The 16103-nt window shown below is 74.7% G+C and carries 15 protein-coding genes and 1 pseudogene; 9 read left to right on the plus strand and 7 right to left on the minus strand.

The window, feature by feature from the left end:
* Window position 1: 1 nt before the first annotated feature.
* On the minus strand, window positions 2-799 hold the full coding sequence (locus AC1VWI_RS35865) for a TIGR03084 family metal-binding protein (RefSeq protein ID WP_354795259.1): 798 nt from the start codon (window positions 797-799) through the stop codon (window positions 2-4).
* 200 nt (window positions 800-999) lie between these two features.
* Here AC1VWI_RS35865 and AC1VWI_RS35870 point away from each other — a divergent pair, with 200 nt between their 5' ends.
* Complete coding sequence (locus AC1VWI_RS35870) at window positions 1000-1959, plus strand: AEC family transporter (protein WP_499515177.1); 960 nt, start codon at window positions 1000-1002, stop codon at window positions 1957-1959.
* A 9-nt stretch (window positions 1960-1968) separates the two neighbouring features.
* Here AC1VWI_RS35870 and AC1VWI_RS35875 read toward each other — a convergent pair whose 3' ends face one another.
* Window positions 1969-2604, minus strand: coding sequence for an HAD family hydrolase (locus tag AC1VWI_RS35875; protein WP_499516994.1), 636 nt, complete (start codon window positions 2602-2604; stop codon window positions 1969-1971).
* Window positions 2605-2744: 140 nt separating this feature from the next.
* On the opposite strand from AC1VWI_RS35875, the gene AC1VWI_RS35880 reads away from it, so the two are divergent.
* The gene (locus tag AC1VWI_RS35880; protein WP_499515178.1) at window positions 2745-3206 is read left to right on the plus strand and encodes a GNAT family N-acetyltransferase; all 462 of its coding nucleotides are present in this window, start codon (window positions 2745-2747) and stop codon (window positions 3204-3206) included.
* 54 nt (window positions 3207-3260) lie between these two features.
* Here the strand turns inward: AC1VWI_RS35880 and AC1VWI_RS35885 are convergent, their stop codons facing one another.
* Both AC1VWI_RS35885 and ddaH read right to left on the minus strand, forming a co-directional pair.
* Window positions 3261-4226 (minus strand): acyl-ACP desaturase, encoded by a 966-nt coding sequence (locus AC1VWI_RS35885; protein WP_499515179.1) that lies wholly within the window; start codon window positions 4224-4226, stop codon window positions 3261-3263.
* 89 nt (window positions 4227-4315) lie between these two features.
* Entirely contained in the window at window positions 4316-5092 is a 777-nt protein-coding gene (gene ddaH / locus AC1VWI_RS35890) for a dimethylargininase (protein ID WP_499515180.1), read from the minus strand.
* A gap of 99 nt (window positions 5093-5191) precedes the next feature.
* On the opposite strand from ddaH, the gene AC1VWI_RS35895 reads away from it, so the two are divergent.
* The 5 genes from AC1VWI_RS35895 (at window position 5192) to AC1VWI_RS35915 (ending at window position 11550) form a co-directional block, all read left to right on the plus strand.
* Window positions 5192-6832, plus strand: a complete 1641-nt coding sequence (locus AC1VWI_RS35895; RefSeq protein WP_499515181.1) for an ABC-F family ATP-binding cassette domain-containing protein — start codon at window positions 5192-5194, stop codon at window positions 6830-6832.
* A 112-nt stretch (window positions 6833-6944) separates the two neighbouring features.
* Window positions 6945-7433: a glutathione peroxidase gene (locus AC1VWI_RS35900; RefSeq protein WP_499515182.1), complete on the plus strand. Its 489-nt coding sequence runs from the start codon at window positions 6945-6947 to the stop codon at window positions 7431-7433.
* 29 nt (window positions 7434-7462) lie between these two features.
* The gene (locus AC1VWI_RS35905) at window positions 7463-8143 is read left to right on the plus strand and encodes a L,D-transpeptidase family protein (RefSeq protein ID WP_499516995.1); all 681 of its coding nucleotides are present in this window, start codon (window positions 7463-7465) and stop codon (window positions 8141-8143) included.
* Between the two features lie 351 nt (window positions 8144-8494).
* Window positions 8495-10588 carry an FUSC family protein gene (locus AC1VWI_RS35910; protein WP_499516996.1) on the plus strand — a complete coding sequence of 698 codons (2094 nt, stop codon included), beginning with the start codon at window positions 8495-8497 and terminating at the stop codon, window positions 10586-10588.
* 44 nt (window positions 10589-10632) lie between these two features.
* Window positions 10633-11550, plus strand: a complete 918-nt coding sequence (locus AC1VWI_RS35915) for a DMT family transporter (RefSeq protein WP_499515183.1) — start codon at window positions 10633-10635, stop codon at window positions 11548-11550.
* A 105-nt stretch (window positions 11551-11655) separates the two neighbouring features.
* Here AC1VWI_RS35915 and AC1VWI_RS35920 read toward each other — a convergent pair.
* A pseudogene (locus tag AC1VWI_RS35920) lies at window positions 11656-12579 on the minus strand (LysR family transcriptional regulator); the annotation flags it as partial.
* Between AC1VWI_RS35920 and AC1VWI_RS35925 the strand changes: the two are divergent.
* Window positions 12545-13489, plus strand: a complete 945-nt coding sequence (locus AC1VWI_RS35925; RefSeq protein ID WP_499515184.1) for an EamA family transporter — start codon at window positions 12545-12547, stop codon at window positions 13487-13489. The pseudogene AC1VWI_RS35920 and the gene AC1VWI_RS35925 overlap by 35 nt on opposite strands.
* A gap of 84 nt (window positions 13490-13573) precedes the next feature.
* Here AC1VWI_RS35925 and AC1VWI_RS35930 read toward each other — a convergent pair whose 3' ends face one another.
* Window positions 13574-14455, minus strand: a complete 882-nt coding sequence (locus tag AC1VWI_RS35930; protein WP_499515185.1) for an SCO6745 family protein — start codon at window positions 14453-14455, stop codon at window positions 13574-13576.
* 196 nt (window positions 14456-14651) lie between these two features.
* On the opposite strand from AC1VWI_RS35930, the gene AC1VWI_RS35935 reads away from it, so the two are divergent.
* Window positions 14652-15317 (plus strand): pyridoxamine 5'-phosphate oxidase family protein, encoded by a 666-nt coding sequence (locus tag AC1VWI_RS35935; protein WP_499515186.1) that lies wholly within the window; start codon window positions 14652-14654, stop codon window positions 15315-15317.
* Here the strand turns inward: AC1VWI_RS35935 and AC1VWI_RS35940 are convergent.
* Window positions 15295-16071 carry an enoyl-CoA hydratase/isomerase family protein gene (locus tag AC1VWI_RS35940; protein WP_499515187.1) on the minus strand — a complete coding sequence of 259 codons (777 nt, stop codon included), beginning with the start codon at window positions 16069-16071 and terminating at the stop codon, window positions 15295-15297. The genes AC1VWI_RS35935 and AC1VWI_RS35940 overlap by 23 nt on opposite strands.
* Between the last annotated feature and the right edge of the window lie 32 nt (window positions 16072-16103).

Below are 16103 nucleotides of genomic sequence, written 5' to 3' on the forward strand. Positions count from 1 at the left end.
TTCACGCCGTTCCTCCCTCACGCGGCTCGCGACCCCGCCCGGGCGGTCCCGCGAAGGCCTGGGCGATGTCCAGCCAGCGGTCGGCGTCCTCGCCCTCGGCACGTACGGCCAGGTCGGCGCGGTGCCGGCGGCGGGTCGCCAGCAGGCACAGGTCCAGCGCCGGGCCCGTGACGCGCTGCGCTGCGTCCTTCGGGCCGTACGCCCACAGCGTGCCGTCGGGGGCCGACAGCTCGACCCGGAACTCCCCGGCGGGCGGGGTCAGCCCGTTGACGAAGTACGCGTAGTCGCGGGCCCGTACGGCGATCCGCGCCACGTGCCGCAGCCGCGCGGTCGGCGGTCGGCGGACGCCGAGGGCGTCCGCGACGTCCTCGCCGTGCGCCCAGCTCTCCATGAGCCGGGCCGAGGCCATGGACGCGGCGCTCATCGGCGGTCCGAACCACGGGAAGCGCGTCCCGGGCGGCTGCGCCCGCAGCGCGGCCTGCAGCTCCGCCCGCCCCGAGCGCCAGCGCGCCAGCAACTCGGCGGGCGGCAGCGCCGCGCCCTCCTCGGCGCCGGCGTCGACGAAGGTGTCGACCGCGGCGGCGGCCTTCTCCACCACGGAGCCGAAGCCCTCCGGGTCGGTGACCGCCAGCACGGACTGCCGGTCGGTCCAGGCCAGATGGGCGATCTGGTGCGCGATCGTCCACCCCGGAGCGGGCGTCGGCGCCGCCCAGGCGCCCTCCCCGAGCGGGGCGACCAGGGCGTCCAGGCCCTCGCTCTCGTCCCGCAGATCGTCCAGTACGGGTGTGGGGTCGGACAAAGGTCCCCCTGAATGACGCAGCGTCAGCGAAGCCGTGCGCGTCACAGGCTGGCACCGCGGCAGGAAACAATCAAGCGTGCTTGCATGATTTTCCGCCCGGGCCCCGGTGCGGCGGCCCGGAGGCCGCCTGATTGACTGCACCGGGCCGCCCGGCGATCCCGGGACCGCGCCCTACGGCTCACCGGACGACCCGAGGTTCCATGCACGCCCTGCCGCCCCTCCTGTCGGGCTTCGTCCCCATATGGGCCCTCAGTGCGGCGGGCTACGTGGTCGGCCGGACCGGGCTGCTGGGGCAGCAGGCGGAGTCCGTCCTCGGGCGGTTCGTCTTCCACGTCGCCATGCCGGCCGCCCTCTTCGCCACGGTCGCCGGAACACCGTTGGACGCCTTCGCGAACACGTCCGTGATCGCCTTCGCGGCCGGAACGGCCCTGGCGTGCCTGCTCGGGTTCGCCGTCAGCCGGTGGCTCTTCGGGCGGCGCCTGCCCGACCAGGCGATCGGCGGCATGGCGGCCGGGTACGTCAACTCCGCCAACCTGGGCATCCCGGTCGCGGCGCAGATCCTCGGCGACGCCTCGTTCGTCGCCCCGGTACTGCTCTTCCAGGTGCTGCTGGTCACCCCGGTGATCCTGACCGTCCTCGACGCGGGTACCGGCGCCGCCGGGCGCGGGCGGGCGGGTGGCGGTGCCGCGCGCATGCTGCTGATGCCGCTGCGCACCCCGGTCATCCTCGGTGCCGCACTCGGCTGCGCGTTCTCCGCGGCCGGCTGGCGGCTCCCCGCCGCGCTCGGCCACTCCGTCGAGCTGCTGGGCGACGCGGGCGTGCCGACCGCGCTGATCACCCTCGGCATGTCGCTGCACGGCCGCCCGGCCGCCACGGGCCCGGCGATCCGGGCGGAGATCGGGGTCACCGTCCTCATCAAGACCCTCGTCCAGCCCCTGGCCGCATGGGCCGTCGGCAGCCTCGTCCTGCACCTGCCGGCGCAGCAGCTCTTCGCGGTGGTGATCCTCTCCGCGCTGCCGAGCGCCCAGAACGTCTTCATCTACGCACGCCAGTACGACCTGAGCACGGCCCTCGCCCGGGACGCGGTCATGCTCTCCACGCTGCTGTCGATGGCGACGCTCTCCGCCGCGGCCTGGGCCCTGGGCCCCGCCCACGGCTGAGTCCCGTCGTCAACGAACCGCCGCGACCAGGCGGCTCAGGGCGGGAAGCACCTCCCGCAGGTCCTCGCCGTCCACCGGGACGGTGGCCGCGGCCCGGGCGTCCGCCGAGGCGTTGAACGCCACGCTCAGCCCGACGGACGCGAACAGCGGCAGGTCGGAGCGGCTGTCGCCGACGGCCCCGCAGGCGCCGGGGGCCAGGGCCAGCCCTCGCGCGTGGGCGAGGGCGAAGTCCCTCTTGCCGTATTCGTCGAAGTGCCGGGCGACCCGGCCCGTGAACCGGCCGCCGGAGGTCTCCAACCGGGGGCCGCTGAACGCGTCGAAGCCGAAGCGCTCGCTCAGGTGGGCGCCGACCGGCGACCAGGCGAGGGTCGCCAGCACGGGCGCCAGTCCGTTCCTCCGGCACCAGGCCACCGTCTCCGTGATGCCCGGGACCAGGGGGAGCCCGTCGAGCCACCCGGCGACCCACCCCTCGGGCACGCCCGCCCAGCCGGCGGCGTCCAGCTCGGAGACCTGCCGGTTGTCCATGGCGCCCCTGGTGTAGGCGTCCTCGGCCGCGGTCAACTCGTCCCGATGGCCGAGGAAGCCGGCCAGGAAGGCCGACGAGCTCGTGCCGGGCACGAGGGTGCCGTCGACGTCGAAGAACACCGCGCCCGAGCAACCGGAGGGGAACACCGCTCAAGGATGTCATCGGAGCCCATGCCTCCCCCGGTGGGTCGGGGCCCCCGGTCCGGGCCGGGGCCGGAAAACCGATGACGCCGCGGCCCGCGCGCTGCCACGCTCGTGGCATGGAAGGTGTCGTGATCCGTCCGGCCCGTTCGGAGGAGCTGCCGTTCCTGGACGCGTTGGTCCTGAGGTCGAAGTCGCACTGGGTGGGCGGTCGCGTGGAGGACGTCCCCGACGTGACGCCGAAGCTCACGGCGGCGGACATCGCCTTTCGGCACGCCACCGTCGCCGAGCAGGACGGCGTGCCCGTCGGCTTCTACACGCTCAACGAGCACGAGGCCTACCTGGGGATCGGTCTGCTGTTCGTCGACCGGACGTCCATCGGCACCGGGGTCGGGGGCCTGCTGTGGGGCCATCTGGTGCGGCGGGCGGTCGCGCTGGACGCGCGCCTGCTCGGGGTCGGCGCGGAGCCGCGGGCCGAGGGCTTCTACCTGCGGATGGGCATGGTGAGCCGGCGCGCGTTCGAGCACAACGGCGAACGCCTGATCTGGATGACGGGCGAGGTCGCCACGCTGGCGCGCTGACGGCCCGCCACGGTGGGGCGCCGCCGGGGAGGCGCCCCACCGCGCACCGCTCGGTCAGGCGCGCGCGGCCCGCCGGGCCATCAGGGCGTCCCGGCGCTCCTCGAACTTGCGGGCCTGGCTGTCCAGCTCGCCCATGAAGAAGCCCAGTTCCTCCTGTGCCTTCAGGCCCTCGGGGCCGAGCCCCGAGGTCTCCAGCACCTTCAGGTGCCGCAGTACGGGCTGGAGCACGTCGTCGTGGTGGATGCGGAGGTTGTAGATGCCGCCGATGGCGATCCGCGCCGCGGAGCGTTCGAAGCCGGGCATCCCGTGCCCCGGCATCCGGAAGCCGACGACCACGTCACGGATCGCCTGCATCGCCTGGTCCGGCGCCAGTTGCAGCGCCGCCGCCAGCAGGTTGCGGTAGAAGACCATGTGCAGGTTCTCGTCGGTCGCGATGCGCGCCAGCATGCGCTCGCACAGCGGGTCGCCCGACTCGCGGCCCGTGTTGCGGTGCGAGATGCGGGTGGCCAGTTCCTGGAACGCCACGTACGCCACCGAGTGCAGCATGCTGTGCGCGTTGTCGGACTCGAAGCCCTCCGACATGTGGTGCATGCGCAGCCGCTCCAGCTCCACCGGGTCCACGGCGCGGGTGGTGAGCAGGTAGTCCCGCATCACTATGGCGTGCCGGCCCTCCTCCGCGGTCCAGCGGTGGACCCAGGTGCCCCAGGCGCCGTCCCGGCCGAAGAGGGTGGCGATCTCGTGGTGGTAGCTGGGGAGGTTGTCCTCCGTGAGCAGGTTGACCACCAGCGATATCCGGCCGATCTCGGTGACCTTGGACTGCTCGGGCGCCCAGGCTTCGCCGCCCATCACACCGTCGTAGTCGCGGCCCTGGCTCCACGGGACGTACTCGTGGGGCATCCACTCCTTGGCCGCCTTCAGGTGACGGTTGATCTCGGTCTCGACGACCTCTTCCAAGGCGTACAGCAGCCTGGTGTCACTCCATGCTTCCGAACCGGCACTCTGGGACGGGGCAATGGTCACGCTGGGCTCCTGGCGGTTCGCTGAGAGTGCTTACGGAATCGTAAGTTACGAAACCGTAGGTTAGGTGCCACTGAAAAGGCAACCCGCCGTCAGGCGTACAGGTTCCGCAGGCGAACGGACAGGCAGGTCACGCATCCCTCGAGCTTCTCGAACTCACTGATATCCACTGATACGGGCTCATATCCCCTATCACCCAGCAGCTCCGCGCTCCTCGGCGCGCTCGCCGCCATCAGCAGCCGCCCGCCGCCGAGCAGCACCACGTGGGCCCCCGCCTCCTCCGGCACTGGCAGGAAGCGGGGGAAGACCGACGGGTCGTCAACCAGCGGCGGATACCCGATGACCGTGCCGTCGGGCAGCGCCGTCACCGCCGACTTCAGATGCAGCACCTTGGTGACGGGAACGGCGACCACCCGCGCCCCCAGCGGCTCGAACGCGGACCGCAGCTGCCGGACGCCCTCGGCGTTGGTCCGCCCGCCCCGGCCCACGTACACGGTGTCCCCCGTCTTCAGCACGTCCCCGCCGTCCAGGGTGCCCGGCTCGCGCACCCGGTCGACCGAAAGCCCCAGCGCCGCCACCGCCTCCCCGACCCCGGCCGTCTCCGGGCGCCGGGACACGGCACCGGACCGGGCGAGCAGCGCGACGTCGCGGAAGACGACCACCGGGTCCTCCACGAAGACCGCGTCCGGGCAGTCGTCGGCGGCCGGCACCTCCACCGTCTCCCAGCCGGCGGCGCGCATCGCCGCCACGTACCCCTCCCACTGGCGCGCGGCGAGGCCGGTGTCGACGGGGGAGCGCTCGACGTGCGTCACCAGCCCCTCGGCGAGGCGCGGACCCGGACGGCGGACGAGGGCCTTGTTGCTCGGCACGGTTGGTCCTCCCTGGATCGGGGACGGCCGGCGGCCGTCCCGGGGGCCGCACACGGGCCGCGGGGCGCGGGCCGGCGGGGCGATAGCATCGGCAGCCTGATGAGTGCCACTCTTGTCGTCAAGGATCTCGCCGCCGGCCACGGGGACCGCGTCCTCTTCTCCGGCCTCGACCTCGTCGTCGCCCCCGGCGACGTCATCGGCCTGGTCGGTGCCAACGGTGCCGGGAAGTCGACGCTGCTGCGCCTGCTCGCGGGCCTCAGCACACCCGAGCAGGGGCAGCTGCGGCTCAGCCCGCCCACCGCGACCGTCGGCCACCTCCCGCAGGAGCCAGAACGCCGCCCGGACGAGACCGTACGGGCCTTCCTGGCCCGCCGCACCGGGGTCGCGGCCGCCCAGGCCGAGCTCGACGCCGCCACGCAGGCCCTGGTCGACGGGGCGCCCGGCGCCGACGACGCCTACAACGACGGCCTGGAGCGCTGGCTCGCCCTCGGCGGCGCGGACCTCGAGGAGCGCGCCGAGGAGGTCACCGACTCGCTCGGCCTGACCGTCGGCCTCGACCTCCCGATGACCGCGCTGTCCGGCGGCCAGGCCGCCCGCGCCGGCCTGGCGTCCCTGCTGCTGAGCCGCTACGACGTCTTCCTGCTCGACGAGCCCACCAACGACCTCGACCTCGACGGCCTGGAGCGGCTGGAGGCCTTCGTCAGGGGCTTGAAGGCGGGCACCGTCCTCGTCAGCCATGACCGCGAGTTCCTCACCCGCACCGTGACCAAGGTCGTCGAACTCGACCTCGCCCAGCAGCAGGTCAACACCTACGGCGGCGGCTACGCCGCCTACCTGGAGGAGCGGGAGACCGCCCGCCGTCACGCCCGCGAGGAGTTCGAGGAGTACGCCGACACCAAGGCCGCCCTGGAGTCCCGCGCCCGGATGCAGCGCAACTGGATGGAGCACGGCGTCCGCAACGCCCGCCGCAAGGCGAGCGACAACGACAAGATCGGCCGCAAGCTGCGCTCCGAGTCCACCGAGAAGCAGGCCGCCAAGGCCCGGCAGACCCAGCGCATGATCGAACGCCTCGACGTCGTCGACGAGCCCCGCAAGGAGTGGGAGCTGCGCATGGAGATCGCCGCCGCTCCCCGCGCGGGCGCGGTCGTCGCCACGCTGCGCGGCGCCGAGGTCCACCGCGGCTCCGGGTTCACCCTGGGGCCCGTCGACCTGCAGGTCGACTGGGCCGACCGGGTCGCCATCACCGGCGCCAACGGTTCCGGCAAGTCCACCCTCCTGGCCGCCCTCCTCGGCCGCGTCCCGCTGGACGCCGGCGCCGCCCACCTCGGGCCCGGAGTCGTCGTCGGCGAGGTCGACCAGGCACGCAGGCTCTTCCTCGGCGGCGAGTCGCTGCTCGACGCCTTCTGCGCGGAGGTCCCCGACACGGCCCCCGCCGACGTCCGCACCCTGCTGGCCAAGTTCGGCCTCAAGGCCGCCCACGTGCTGCGCCCCGCCGCGACCCTCTCCCCGGGCGAGCGCACCCGGGCCGCCCTCGCCCTCCTGCAGGGCCGCGGCGTCAACCTCCTCGTCCTCGACGAGCCCACCAACCACCTCGACCTGCCGGCCATCGAGCAGCTCGAGTCCGCCCTCGCCTCCTACGACGGCACCCTGCTGCTGGTCACCCATGACCGCCGCATGCTGGAGGCCGTCCACACCACCCGCCGCATCCGGGTCGACTCCGGGCGGGTCACCGAGCACTGACGGCACGCCGCGGTCGTGCCGCGGACCCCCTCCCATGGGAAGATCGGCACCGTGACCGGGGTTGAATGGACGACCTGTGGTCCGTCCGCGCCCCAAACGAGGAGATCCGAACGTGAGCATCTACGACATCCCGCTGCGCACCCTCACCGGTGAGCCCGCCTCCCTCGCCGACCACCGGGGCAAGGCCCTGCTGATCGTCAACGTGGCCTCCAAGTGCGGTCTGACCCCGCAGTACGAGGGCCTGGAGCGGCTGCAGAAGCGGTATGCCGACCGTGGGTTCACCGTGCTGGGCTTCCCCAGCAACCAGTTCGCGGGCCAGGAGCCGGGCACGGCCGAGGAGATCGCGACCTTCTGCTCCGCGACCTACGGCGTGAGCTTCCCGCTCTACGAGAAGGCCGACGTCAACGGTGAGCAGCGGCACCCGCTGTACGCCGCGCTGACCGAGACCGCCGACGCCGAGGGCCAGGCGGGCGACGTCCAGTGGAACTTCGAGAAGTTCCTCGTCGGCGGCGACGGCCAGGTCGTCGGCCGGTTCCGCCCCCGCACCGAGCCCGAGGCCGACGAGATCGTCGCCGCCATCGAGGCGCAGCTCCCCGCTTGAGCCTGCGCGCGGCACTGACGCGCCTCGCCGTGCCGGCCGTCGTGGCCGGCACGGCGGCCGCGGTCCCCTGGTCGCCGCCCGCACTGCCGGACCGCATGGCGGACACCGGCGGCGGCACCCAGCTGATCACCGCGGTCGCCGCCTCCCCGGAGGCCACCACCGGGACGCTCACCTGGTGGGACCGCCGAGACGGCCGCTGGGTCGCCGCGGGCTCCGCGGCCGCCCGCTTCGGCGGCGGCGGCCTCGTCGAGGGCGGGACCCGGGTGCAGGACACCTCGACCACCCCGACCGGGCTGTACGACCTCCCGTTCGCGTTCGGCACCAAGGCCCCGCCCCCCGGCACGGCGACGCGGTACCTGCCGGTCACCGAGGACTCCTGGTGGTGCCAGGACAACGCCTCGGACTCCTACAACCGCTGGGTCGAACCGCTGCCCGAGGACTGCGCCCCCGGGGAGTCCGAGCACCTCGCCGACTTCGGGCGGCAGTACGCGCACGCCCTCGTCATCGGCTTCAACTACCGCCACCCGGTCCGCGAACGCGGCGCCGGGATCTTCCTCCACGTGAACGGCCGCGCCGCCACGGCGGGTTGCGTCTCGGTCCCGGCCGGCGCCATGCGCCGCATCCTGGCCTGGGCCGACCCCGGCCGTGACCCCCACATCGCGATCGGCACGGAACCGGGCCGCGGCGGGACCGCGGTCACGCGGTACTAGGCCCCGTCGTCAAAGTCCCTCCCCCAACCTTCGGCCGGGGGTGCCCCCACCCCGCGGCGCTCCCCCAGCTGGCGCTGGGAGGTACCCCCAGGCACGGCGCTCCCCCAGCCTTCGGCCCGGGGGAGTTGTCGAATCGTCCGAGTAGCCCACTACGAGGACGATCCTCCGCCTTGCGATGCACCGCACCAAGGGGCACCTCCCAGCGAAGCTGGGGGGAGCTCCTTTGACGACGGGGCCCAGGCCGGTGCCGGGTCTCCCGCGGCCGATAGGCTGAGGTGGGGGAGGCGAGGGCCCGGAACCCTGTTGGCCTGCGTCTTTTCCTGACGCCGAGATCGTTCCTGTCCCGTGAGGATGCCCGTGCTGCCCCGTGGCCCCGGCCGCCGGCCCGTCGCCCTGCCGACCTGGCTGGCCCATCCGCTGCGCTGGCAGCGAGGGCCGGTGCCCTGGCCTGCCGTGCTGCGCGGGGCGCTGGCGGCCGGGCCCCTGCTCGCGCTGGGGATCGCGGTGGGACGCGTCGAGATCGGAGTGCTGGCCGGACTCGGGGCCCTGTTCGCGGGCTTCAACGACCTTCCCGGCACCCGCAGGACGGGCGTCGTCCACATCGGGCTGCCCGCGCTCGTCGCCGCGTTCGGCGTGCTGGTGGGTGCCGCGACGCAGGACGCCCTGAGCGGGTGGTGGGGGCTGCCGGTGCTCTTCGCGGTGGGCGCGGTGTCGGGCGCGGTCAGCGTGATCGGCCCGGTCTGCTCGCGGGCCGGGATGCAGGGGCTGGCCGCCCTGGTGATCGGGATGGGCCTGCCGCTGCCCGGCGGGCCCTGGTACAGGGCGCTGTGGTTCCTCGCCGGGGCGGGCTGCCTGCTCCTGCTGCGGCTCGTGCTGCGGCCGCCGCGCCCGTCCGGCGGGGCGCTGGAGGGCGAGCGCGCCTCGCTGGCCCGGATCTTCGACGCCCTTGCCGACGCCCTCGACGCCGTCGGCGGACCCGGGGCGGAGGCGGCGCGGCGCAGGCTCAGCGCCGCCCTGGACCGCGGTGACGAGGCGGTCCGGCTGCGCCGGCTCAGCCGGCGTCTGCTGCGTATCCGCGTACGCCGCGACGAGCTGCTGCTCGCCGAGCGCTTCGGCGTGGCCACCGAGCTGACCGACGCCGCCGCGGCCCTGCTCTGGGAGGCCCGTCCCCTGCCGCCCGGGACCGGCGACGGCCCGCGGCGGCTCGCGAGGGCCCTGCGGACCGGAACGCCGCCCGGCCCCCTCCCGGCGCCCGGGCCGGCCACCCCCGCCCGCGCCGCCTTCGACGCGATGCTGCTGCACGCCGCCGTCGTCTTCGCCCGCACGGTCCCGGACACGGACCGGCCCGAGGAGGCCGCGCCGCTCCCCGCCCGCCGCCCGGCGCCGCTGCTGCGCCGCCGCGTCCTCGGCCCCGTGGGCCGTGAGTACGGGCTGAAGGTCGCGGTGTGCGTCACCGCCAGCGCGGCCGTGGCCCTGGCCCTGCGGGCGGACCACTGGTACTGGCTGCCGCTCACGGCGGCGTTCCTGGTGAAGCCGGACATCGGCCCGCTGTTCTCCCGGGTCGTCAACCGCTGCTTCGGTACGGCGCTCGGCGTGCTGGTCTTCGCCGCGGTGGCCGCGGTCGCCGGGGACGGGATCTGGTGGACCGCGGTCTGCGCCTCCGTGGCGGGCGCGCTGCTGCCGTTCGCAGCCCGCCACTTCGCGCTGCAGACCTCCGCCGTCACGATCATGGTGCTGGCGTTCGTCTGGGCCGGCGGCGACACCCAGGCCGCCCTGTCCCGCCTGCTGGACACCGCGATCGCCTGCGCGATCGTCGTCGTCGTGGGCCACCTCCCGCGGCTCGCCGACCCCACCGCGCGGGTCGGCCACCTGCTGGCCGTCGCACAGCGGCGCACCGGGGACTACCTCGACCACGTCCTGACCGTGCCCGCCGGCGAGCGGCCCGAGGAACGCAGGGTGCTGCGCCGGGGGGCCTACAGCGCCCTGGGCGAGGCCCGCGTCGCCGCCGAGACCCTCGCCGCCGAGCTGCCCTCGCGGCACGGCGGGAACGGCGACTGGTTCCGGGTGGTCGCCGCCTCCGAGCGGATCGTGGACGCGGCCACCGCCTGCGTCGTCCGAATGGAGCAAGGGGCCCCGCGTCCATCGCCCCGCGAGGGGGCGCAGGTGGCCGCCGCGCTCACGGCGGTCGCCGACACCCTGGACGGCAAGGCCCCCGCCGCGGGCCCTCCGGAGCTCCCCGCGGCCCCCGAGTGCGAGACGCTCGCCGACGTCGTCGCCGAGCTGCACTTCATCCGCGCCATCGTGGCGGGCCTGCCCGTGCCCGCGCGGGGCAGGCGTACCGCACGGCACCCCTTTGAGGCTGCCGCGACCGCCGTGACCGCCTCGACCGCCGAGGCCGCGGGCCGGGAGTCACAGGCGGACAATCGTCGCGATCAAGACGGGTGAGGGGCTAAGGTCGGGCCAGTCGGCGACACCGGGAGGTTGACGAGGTGGCCGTATTCCTGCTCGGGGTGGGGGCCGCTTGCTGTCTGGGGCTGGGCTTCGTACTCCAGCAGCTGGCCGCTCAGCGTGCCCCGCTGTCCGACTTCCTCTCCTTCAGGCTGCTGCTGGACCTCATGCGCATGCCGCAGTGGCTGCTCGGCGTCTTCCTGATGATCTGCGGCATGCTGCTCAGCGCCCTCGCGCTCACCAAGGGCGAGGTCTCGCTCGTCGAACCGCTGACCGCGACCAACCTGCTCTTCGCGATGGCGCTCTCCCGCCGCCTCACCGGCCAGAGACTCGGGTGGCACGGCTGGTCGGGCGTGGCGCTGCTGGCGCTCGGCGTGACGGCGTTCATCGTGGCCGGCCGGCCCTCGGGCGGCGGACCGCCCGCAGGGGCGCTGCGGCACTGGCTCGTGGTCGGCGTCGTCGTCGGCCTGGCGCTGCTCCTGGTGGGCTGCGCGCGGCGGCTGCGCCCGTCGCCCGAGGCCACGGTGCTGGCGCTCGCCGCGGGCCTGCTCTACGGCCTCCAGGACGCCCTGACCCGGATCTCCGGCCAGGTGGCCGAGGACGAGGGCGTCGGTGCGCTCCTCATGCACTGGCAGCCGTACGCCGTCGTCGCGATGGGCCTGACGGGGCTGATGCTCGTGCAGAGCGCCTTCGAGACGGCCCCGCTGCGCATGTCGCTGCCCGCGCTGACCGCCGCCCAGCCGCTCGCGGGGATCGCCTGCGGCGTCGGCTTCCTGGGCGACCGCGTGCGCGTCACGCCGGGCGCGCTGGCCTGGGAGGCGGCGGGGCTCGCGGCGATCGCCGTGGGCGTCGTGCTGCTGGGCCGGCATCCGGCGATGCCCTGCGCGCACGGCACGTCCCGGAAGGACGCGGCCGGCGTCGGCGGATCCGGCGAGGAACCCGTCAGGATCGTCCACTGACCCCGTGACCACTGACCCCGTGGCCACCGCGGTCGGCGGCCACGACCACTGACCGGCGCGTGCCACCAGGAAGTGCCGGCGCGTGCCGACCAGCGGGTCCAGCGGACGGGTCACCACGTCGTCGCGCTGCCGCTCCACCCCCGACTCGGCGAGCAGCGCCACACCGAGCCCCGCCCCGGTCAGCAGGTTCACCAGGTGCAGGCTGTCGACCCGGTGGACGATCCGCGGGGTGAAGCCGGCCATCGCGCACACCCGCTGCACCAGCTCGTCGTCGTCGCTGCCGCGGGAGTTGGTGATCCACCCGGCCCCGGACAGCCGGCTCAGCCCGGACAGCGGCACCGGCCCGCCCGGCCCCGGGTCGCCTGTGTGCCCGGACGGCAGCAGGAGCACCATCGGCTGGGTGGCGAACTGCCGGGCGCTGAGGCCGTCCGGCACCGGGCGCGGCACCAGGCTGTAGTCGTAGACGATGCCGAGGTCGACGTCCCCCGACAGCAGCAGCGCGAGGGTCTGCTCCGGCTCGTGCTCGTACAGCTGCACCTCGACGCGCGGGTGCTCCGCGCGGAGCCGGCCGAGCGCGGGCACGACCGTGGGCTCCACCGCGCTGACGAAGCTCGCCAGCCGCACCCGGCCGGCCGGGCGGGACGCCCCGCGCAGCTCGGCCCGGGCCTCCTCGACCGCCGCGAGGATCCCCACGGCGTGCCCGACCAGGCGCTCGCCCGCCGGGGTGAGACGTACCCGGCGGCCGACCGGGGTGAGCAGCCTGGTGCCGACCTCCTGCTCCAGGACGGCGAGGTGCTTGGAGACCGCGGAGGTGCCGTAGCCGGTGCGCTCGGCGACGGCGGCCATCGTGCCCAGGCGGCTCAGCTCGACCAGCAGGCGCAGCCGGCCGAGGTCGGGGAGCTGGTCGGACGCATCGATCATCCACCGATCGTAAACAATGCGTCCGCCAATGACGCGTGGACAGAAACAACGGGCGGCGTGTCCAATGGGGGCCGTGTCCGAGCCGCATACCTTTACGACCCGCCGCATACCTGGCGCCGTGCTGATCCTGGCCGCGATGACGGTGCTGCACACCGGAAGCGCCCTGACGACGGAACTCTTCGACGAGATCGGCCCGGCCGGCACGACGTGGCTGCGCGTCGGCTTCGCCGCGCTGCTGCTGCTCGCCTTCACCGGCCGGTCGCTGTGGCCCGCGCTCCGTGCCGCCCCGCGCCGGGACCTGGTGGCCGTCGTCCTGCTCGGCGCGGTCAGCGGCGGCATGATGCTGCTCTTCTCGGAGGCCGCCGACCGCATCCCCCTGGGCACCGCGACCGCGCTGGAGTTCCTCGGACCGCTCGCCGTCGCCGTCGCCTCCCTGAGGCAGCGCCGTGAACTCGCCTGGCTGCTGCTCGCGGCGGCGGGCGTCCTGTGCCTCACCTCCCCGTGGCAGAGCGGCGCCGACCTGGCGGGCGTCCTGTTCGGGGTCGCCTCCGGCGCGTGCTGGGCGCTGTACGTGATCGGCACCCAGCACGTCGGCAGCCGCTTCTCCGCGCAGCACGGCCTCGCCGTCTCCCTCGGCGTCGCCACGGTGTTCACCGCGCCGTTCGGGGCCCCGGGCGTGGTGGCGGGCGCCACGTGGTCGGTGCTCGCGGCGGTGGCGGGCATCGCCGTCCTGATGCCGCTGGTGCCCTTCCTGCTCGAGATGAGGGCCCTGCAGCGGATCGGCAAGACCGCCTACGGCACCCTCGCGGGCATGGAGCCTGCGGTCAGCCTCCTCGCCGCGATGCTGCTGGTCTCCCAGGTCCCGACCGCCCTCCAGGCGGCGGGTACGGCCCTGGTCGTGGTCGCCGGCATCGGCGCCGCCCGCGGCGAGAAGCGAGCGGCCGGCCGCTCCGGCCGAGAGGTCACCCGCAGCGAACCCCCCACCCCCGCCCCGGCCGCCCCGGCCCCCACCCCCTGACGGCGACGGACGGCCGGACGAGGTGCGGGTCGTGGGAACCGCACCGCAAGCGGGGCGCGGCGGACGTCCCCCTCAGTCCTTGCCTCAGTCCTTGCCGAAGTGCTGCAGCGGGAAGCCGCCGTTGCTCAGGACGCGGTGGGTCAGGGCGCCGGCGAGGGAGGTGAGGCGGTCGACGGCGGCTGCGCCGAGGTGTTCGTAGGGGGCGCGGTCGAGGCGGTCGGTCACGCCCTCGATCTCCCGGCGCAGTTCGACGCCGCGGTCCGTGAGGTCGCCCGCCGCGTCGAGGAGGCCGCGCTCCCGGAGCCGGTCCTGGGCGGCGGCCCAGTCCTGCGCGGACCAGCCGCGGCTGCGCTGCACGAAGCGCGGGGTGAAGCTCTTGCCGGTGGCGGTGTGGGTCACGAGGGCCTCCAGCCCGTCGAGGCCCGCGGCGGCGAGGGCCGCGAGGTGACCGTCGCCGCGGTGCTCGCGCAGCAGGGTGGCGGCGTGCCAGAGCGCGAGGTGGGGCTGGTCCGGTACCGGCAGGTCCGCGTTGGCGGCGTAGAGGGGTCTGGCCCCGCGTGTACAGGCCTCGGCGGCGCGCAGCGCCAGGTCCGCGGCGTCGGCGAGGTCGGCGGAGGCGATGACCTCCGGTCCCAGGAGCCGCGTGAGTACGGCGTCGGCCACCCGCAGCCGGGCCTCGACGATCGCGTCGGGGGTCGCGATGTCCCAGGCGCGCGGGATGACCGGGGCGACGATCGCGTGGTTGAAGTTGTAGAACGTGGCGGTGACCGTCCCCGCCGCGACGGCGCCCAGCGGGGCGGCCCGACCGGCGAAGTAGGCCATGGCGCCTCGCTCCAGGCCGAGCGCCGAGAGTTCGTCGTCGTACTCGGACGAGAAGTACACGACCGAGTGCAGGGGGTTGAGGGCGTTGTGGCAGCGCCGGCCCGCGCGCGGTTCCAGCGCGGGGGCGGGGACGGTGGCGGTCATGGGCAGCAGGTTACCGACCGGTCGGCATGCCGCCGAGACCAGGACCGCCGAAACGCGGATTCCGTCGCCCGAACGGCTATCGCCACCGATTCCGTGGTAGGTGTGGCGCGGAGTTGCTCATATGACTAGTCTCGGCGCCCTGTAGCCGCGAACCCTTCGGAGGCCGCCCGTGCCAGCCGCCGACCGTACGCTTCCTGTGACCGGGCGCACCCGTCACCGCCGCCTCCGGGAGCAGGGCAGTGTCTCCCGCGACGACCTGGACGCCGTGCTGGGCGCGGGGTTCGTGTGCCACCTCGCCGTCGTCGTCGACGGCACGCCGCTGGCGGTGCCCACCGCCTACGGGTACGACGCCGCCACCGGCACCCTCTACCTGCACGGCTCCGTGGCGAGCCGCAGCCTGCGCCCGGCCCCGGGCGCACCGGTGTGCGTCACGGTGACGCACGTGGACGGCCTGGTCCTGGCCCGGTCCGTCTTCGAGCACGGCGTCAACTACCGCAGCGCGATGGTCCTCGGTACGCCCCGTACCGTCACCGACCCCGAGGAGAAGCTGCACGGCCTGCGGGTGCTCACCGAGCAGTGCGCCCCGGGGCAGTGGGACCACGCCCGCCGGCCGGACCGCCGGGAGCTCGCCGCGACGACGCTGCTGGCGCTGGCCGCCGACGAGGCCTCGGTGAAGCTCCGCACCGGCCCGCCCGAGGACGGCGACGGGCCGGACGCCGCGCTGCCCGTATGGGCGGGCGTCCTGCCGCTCACCACCGTGTGGGGCACGCCCGTCCCCGACCCGGCACTGCGCGACGGCGTCCCGCTGCCGCCGCACCTGGCGGCCCTGACGGGGCTGACTACCGTCCCACCGTCCACGTGAAGCGGGGCTCGCGGCCCTCCAGGAACGCGGCCACGCCCTCCGCCGTGTCGTCGCTGCCCTCGGCCTGACGGGCCCAGTGCCCGACCCGCGCGGGGTCGGGTCCGGGCGCGGTGAACTCCTTGGCCGCCGCCTGCGTCAGCAGCGACCGCGAGGCCAGCACCCAGGCGAACTCCTCGACCCGCTTGTCCAGCTCGTCCTCCGCCAGCACCTCGTCCACCAGCCCGGTCCGCAGCGCCCGCTCGTGGCCGATCAGCTCCGCGGAGAACAGCAAGTGCTTCGCCGTGGACGGCCCGACCAGCCCCGTCAGCCGCCGTGTGGAGGACGCGGGGTAGACGATGCCCAGCCGCGCCGGGGTGACACCGAAGCGCGCGCCCTCCGCGGCGAACCGCAGGTCGCAGGCGGCCGCGAGCTGGCAGCCGCCGCCCACGCAGAAGCCGCGGATCACGGCCAGGGTCGGCTTGGGGAACGCCGCGAGCGCCTCCTCCGCCTCCACGGCCGCGGTCTGCGCCGTGCCGGAACCGCTCGCCGGATCGCGCAGGTCGGAGATGTCCGCTCCGGCGCAGAAGGTGCCGCCGGCCCCGGTGAGCACCAGGACGCGCACGGCCGGGTCCGTGGCGAGGCCGTCGAGCAGGCCGGGCAGCTCCCGCCACATCGCCACGGTCATCGCGTTGCGCTTGGCCGGATTGCTGATCGTCACGGTGGCGGTGGTGCCCGCCGTGTCCACCCTCAGGCCGGGCCCGGACGGCTCGGACATGCCCGCATCCCTCATCTCGTCGTCGTCCCGGC

Source organism: Streptomyces sp. TOM-9 (genome assembly GCF_056858595.1).

Excerpts from the sequence above, each read along its gene's own strand:
- AC1VWI_RS35870 (WP_499515177.1), top strand. The coding sequence starts at position 1,000 with ATGCACGCCCTGCCGCCCCTCCTGTCGGGCTTCGTCCCCATATGGGCC.
- AC1VWI_RS35880 (WP_499515178.1), top strand. The coding sequence starts at position 2,745 with ATGGAAGGTGTCGTGATCCGTCCGGCCCGTTCGGAGGAGCTGCCGTTC.
- AC1VWI_RS35895 (WP_499515181.1), top strand. The coding sequence starts at position 5,192 with ATGAGTGCCACTCTTGTCGTCAAGGATCTCGCCGCCGGCCACGGGGAC.
- AC1VWI_RS35910 (WP_499516996.1), top strand. The coding sequence starts at position 8,495 with ATGCCCGTGCTGCCCCGTGGCCCCGGCCGCCGGCCCGTCGCCCTGCCG.
- AC1VWI_RS35930 (WP_499515185.1), bottom strand. The coding sequence starts at position 14,455 with ATGACCGCCACCGTCCCCGCCCCCGCGCTGGAACCGCGCGCGGGCCGG.
- AC1VWI_RS35940 (WP_499515187.1), bottom strand. The coding sequence starts at position 16,071 with ATGTCCGAGCCGTCCGGGCCCGGCCTGAGGGTGGACACGGCGGGCACC.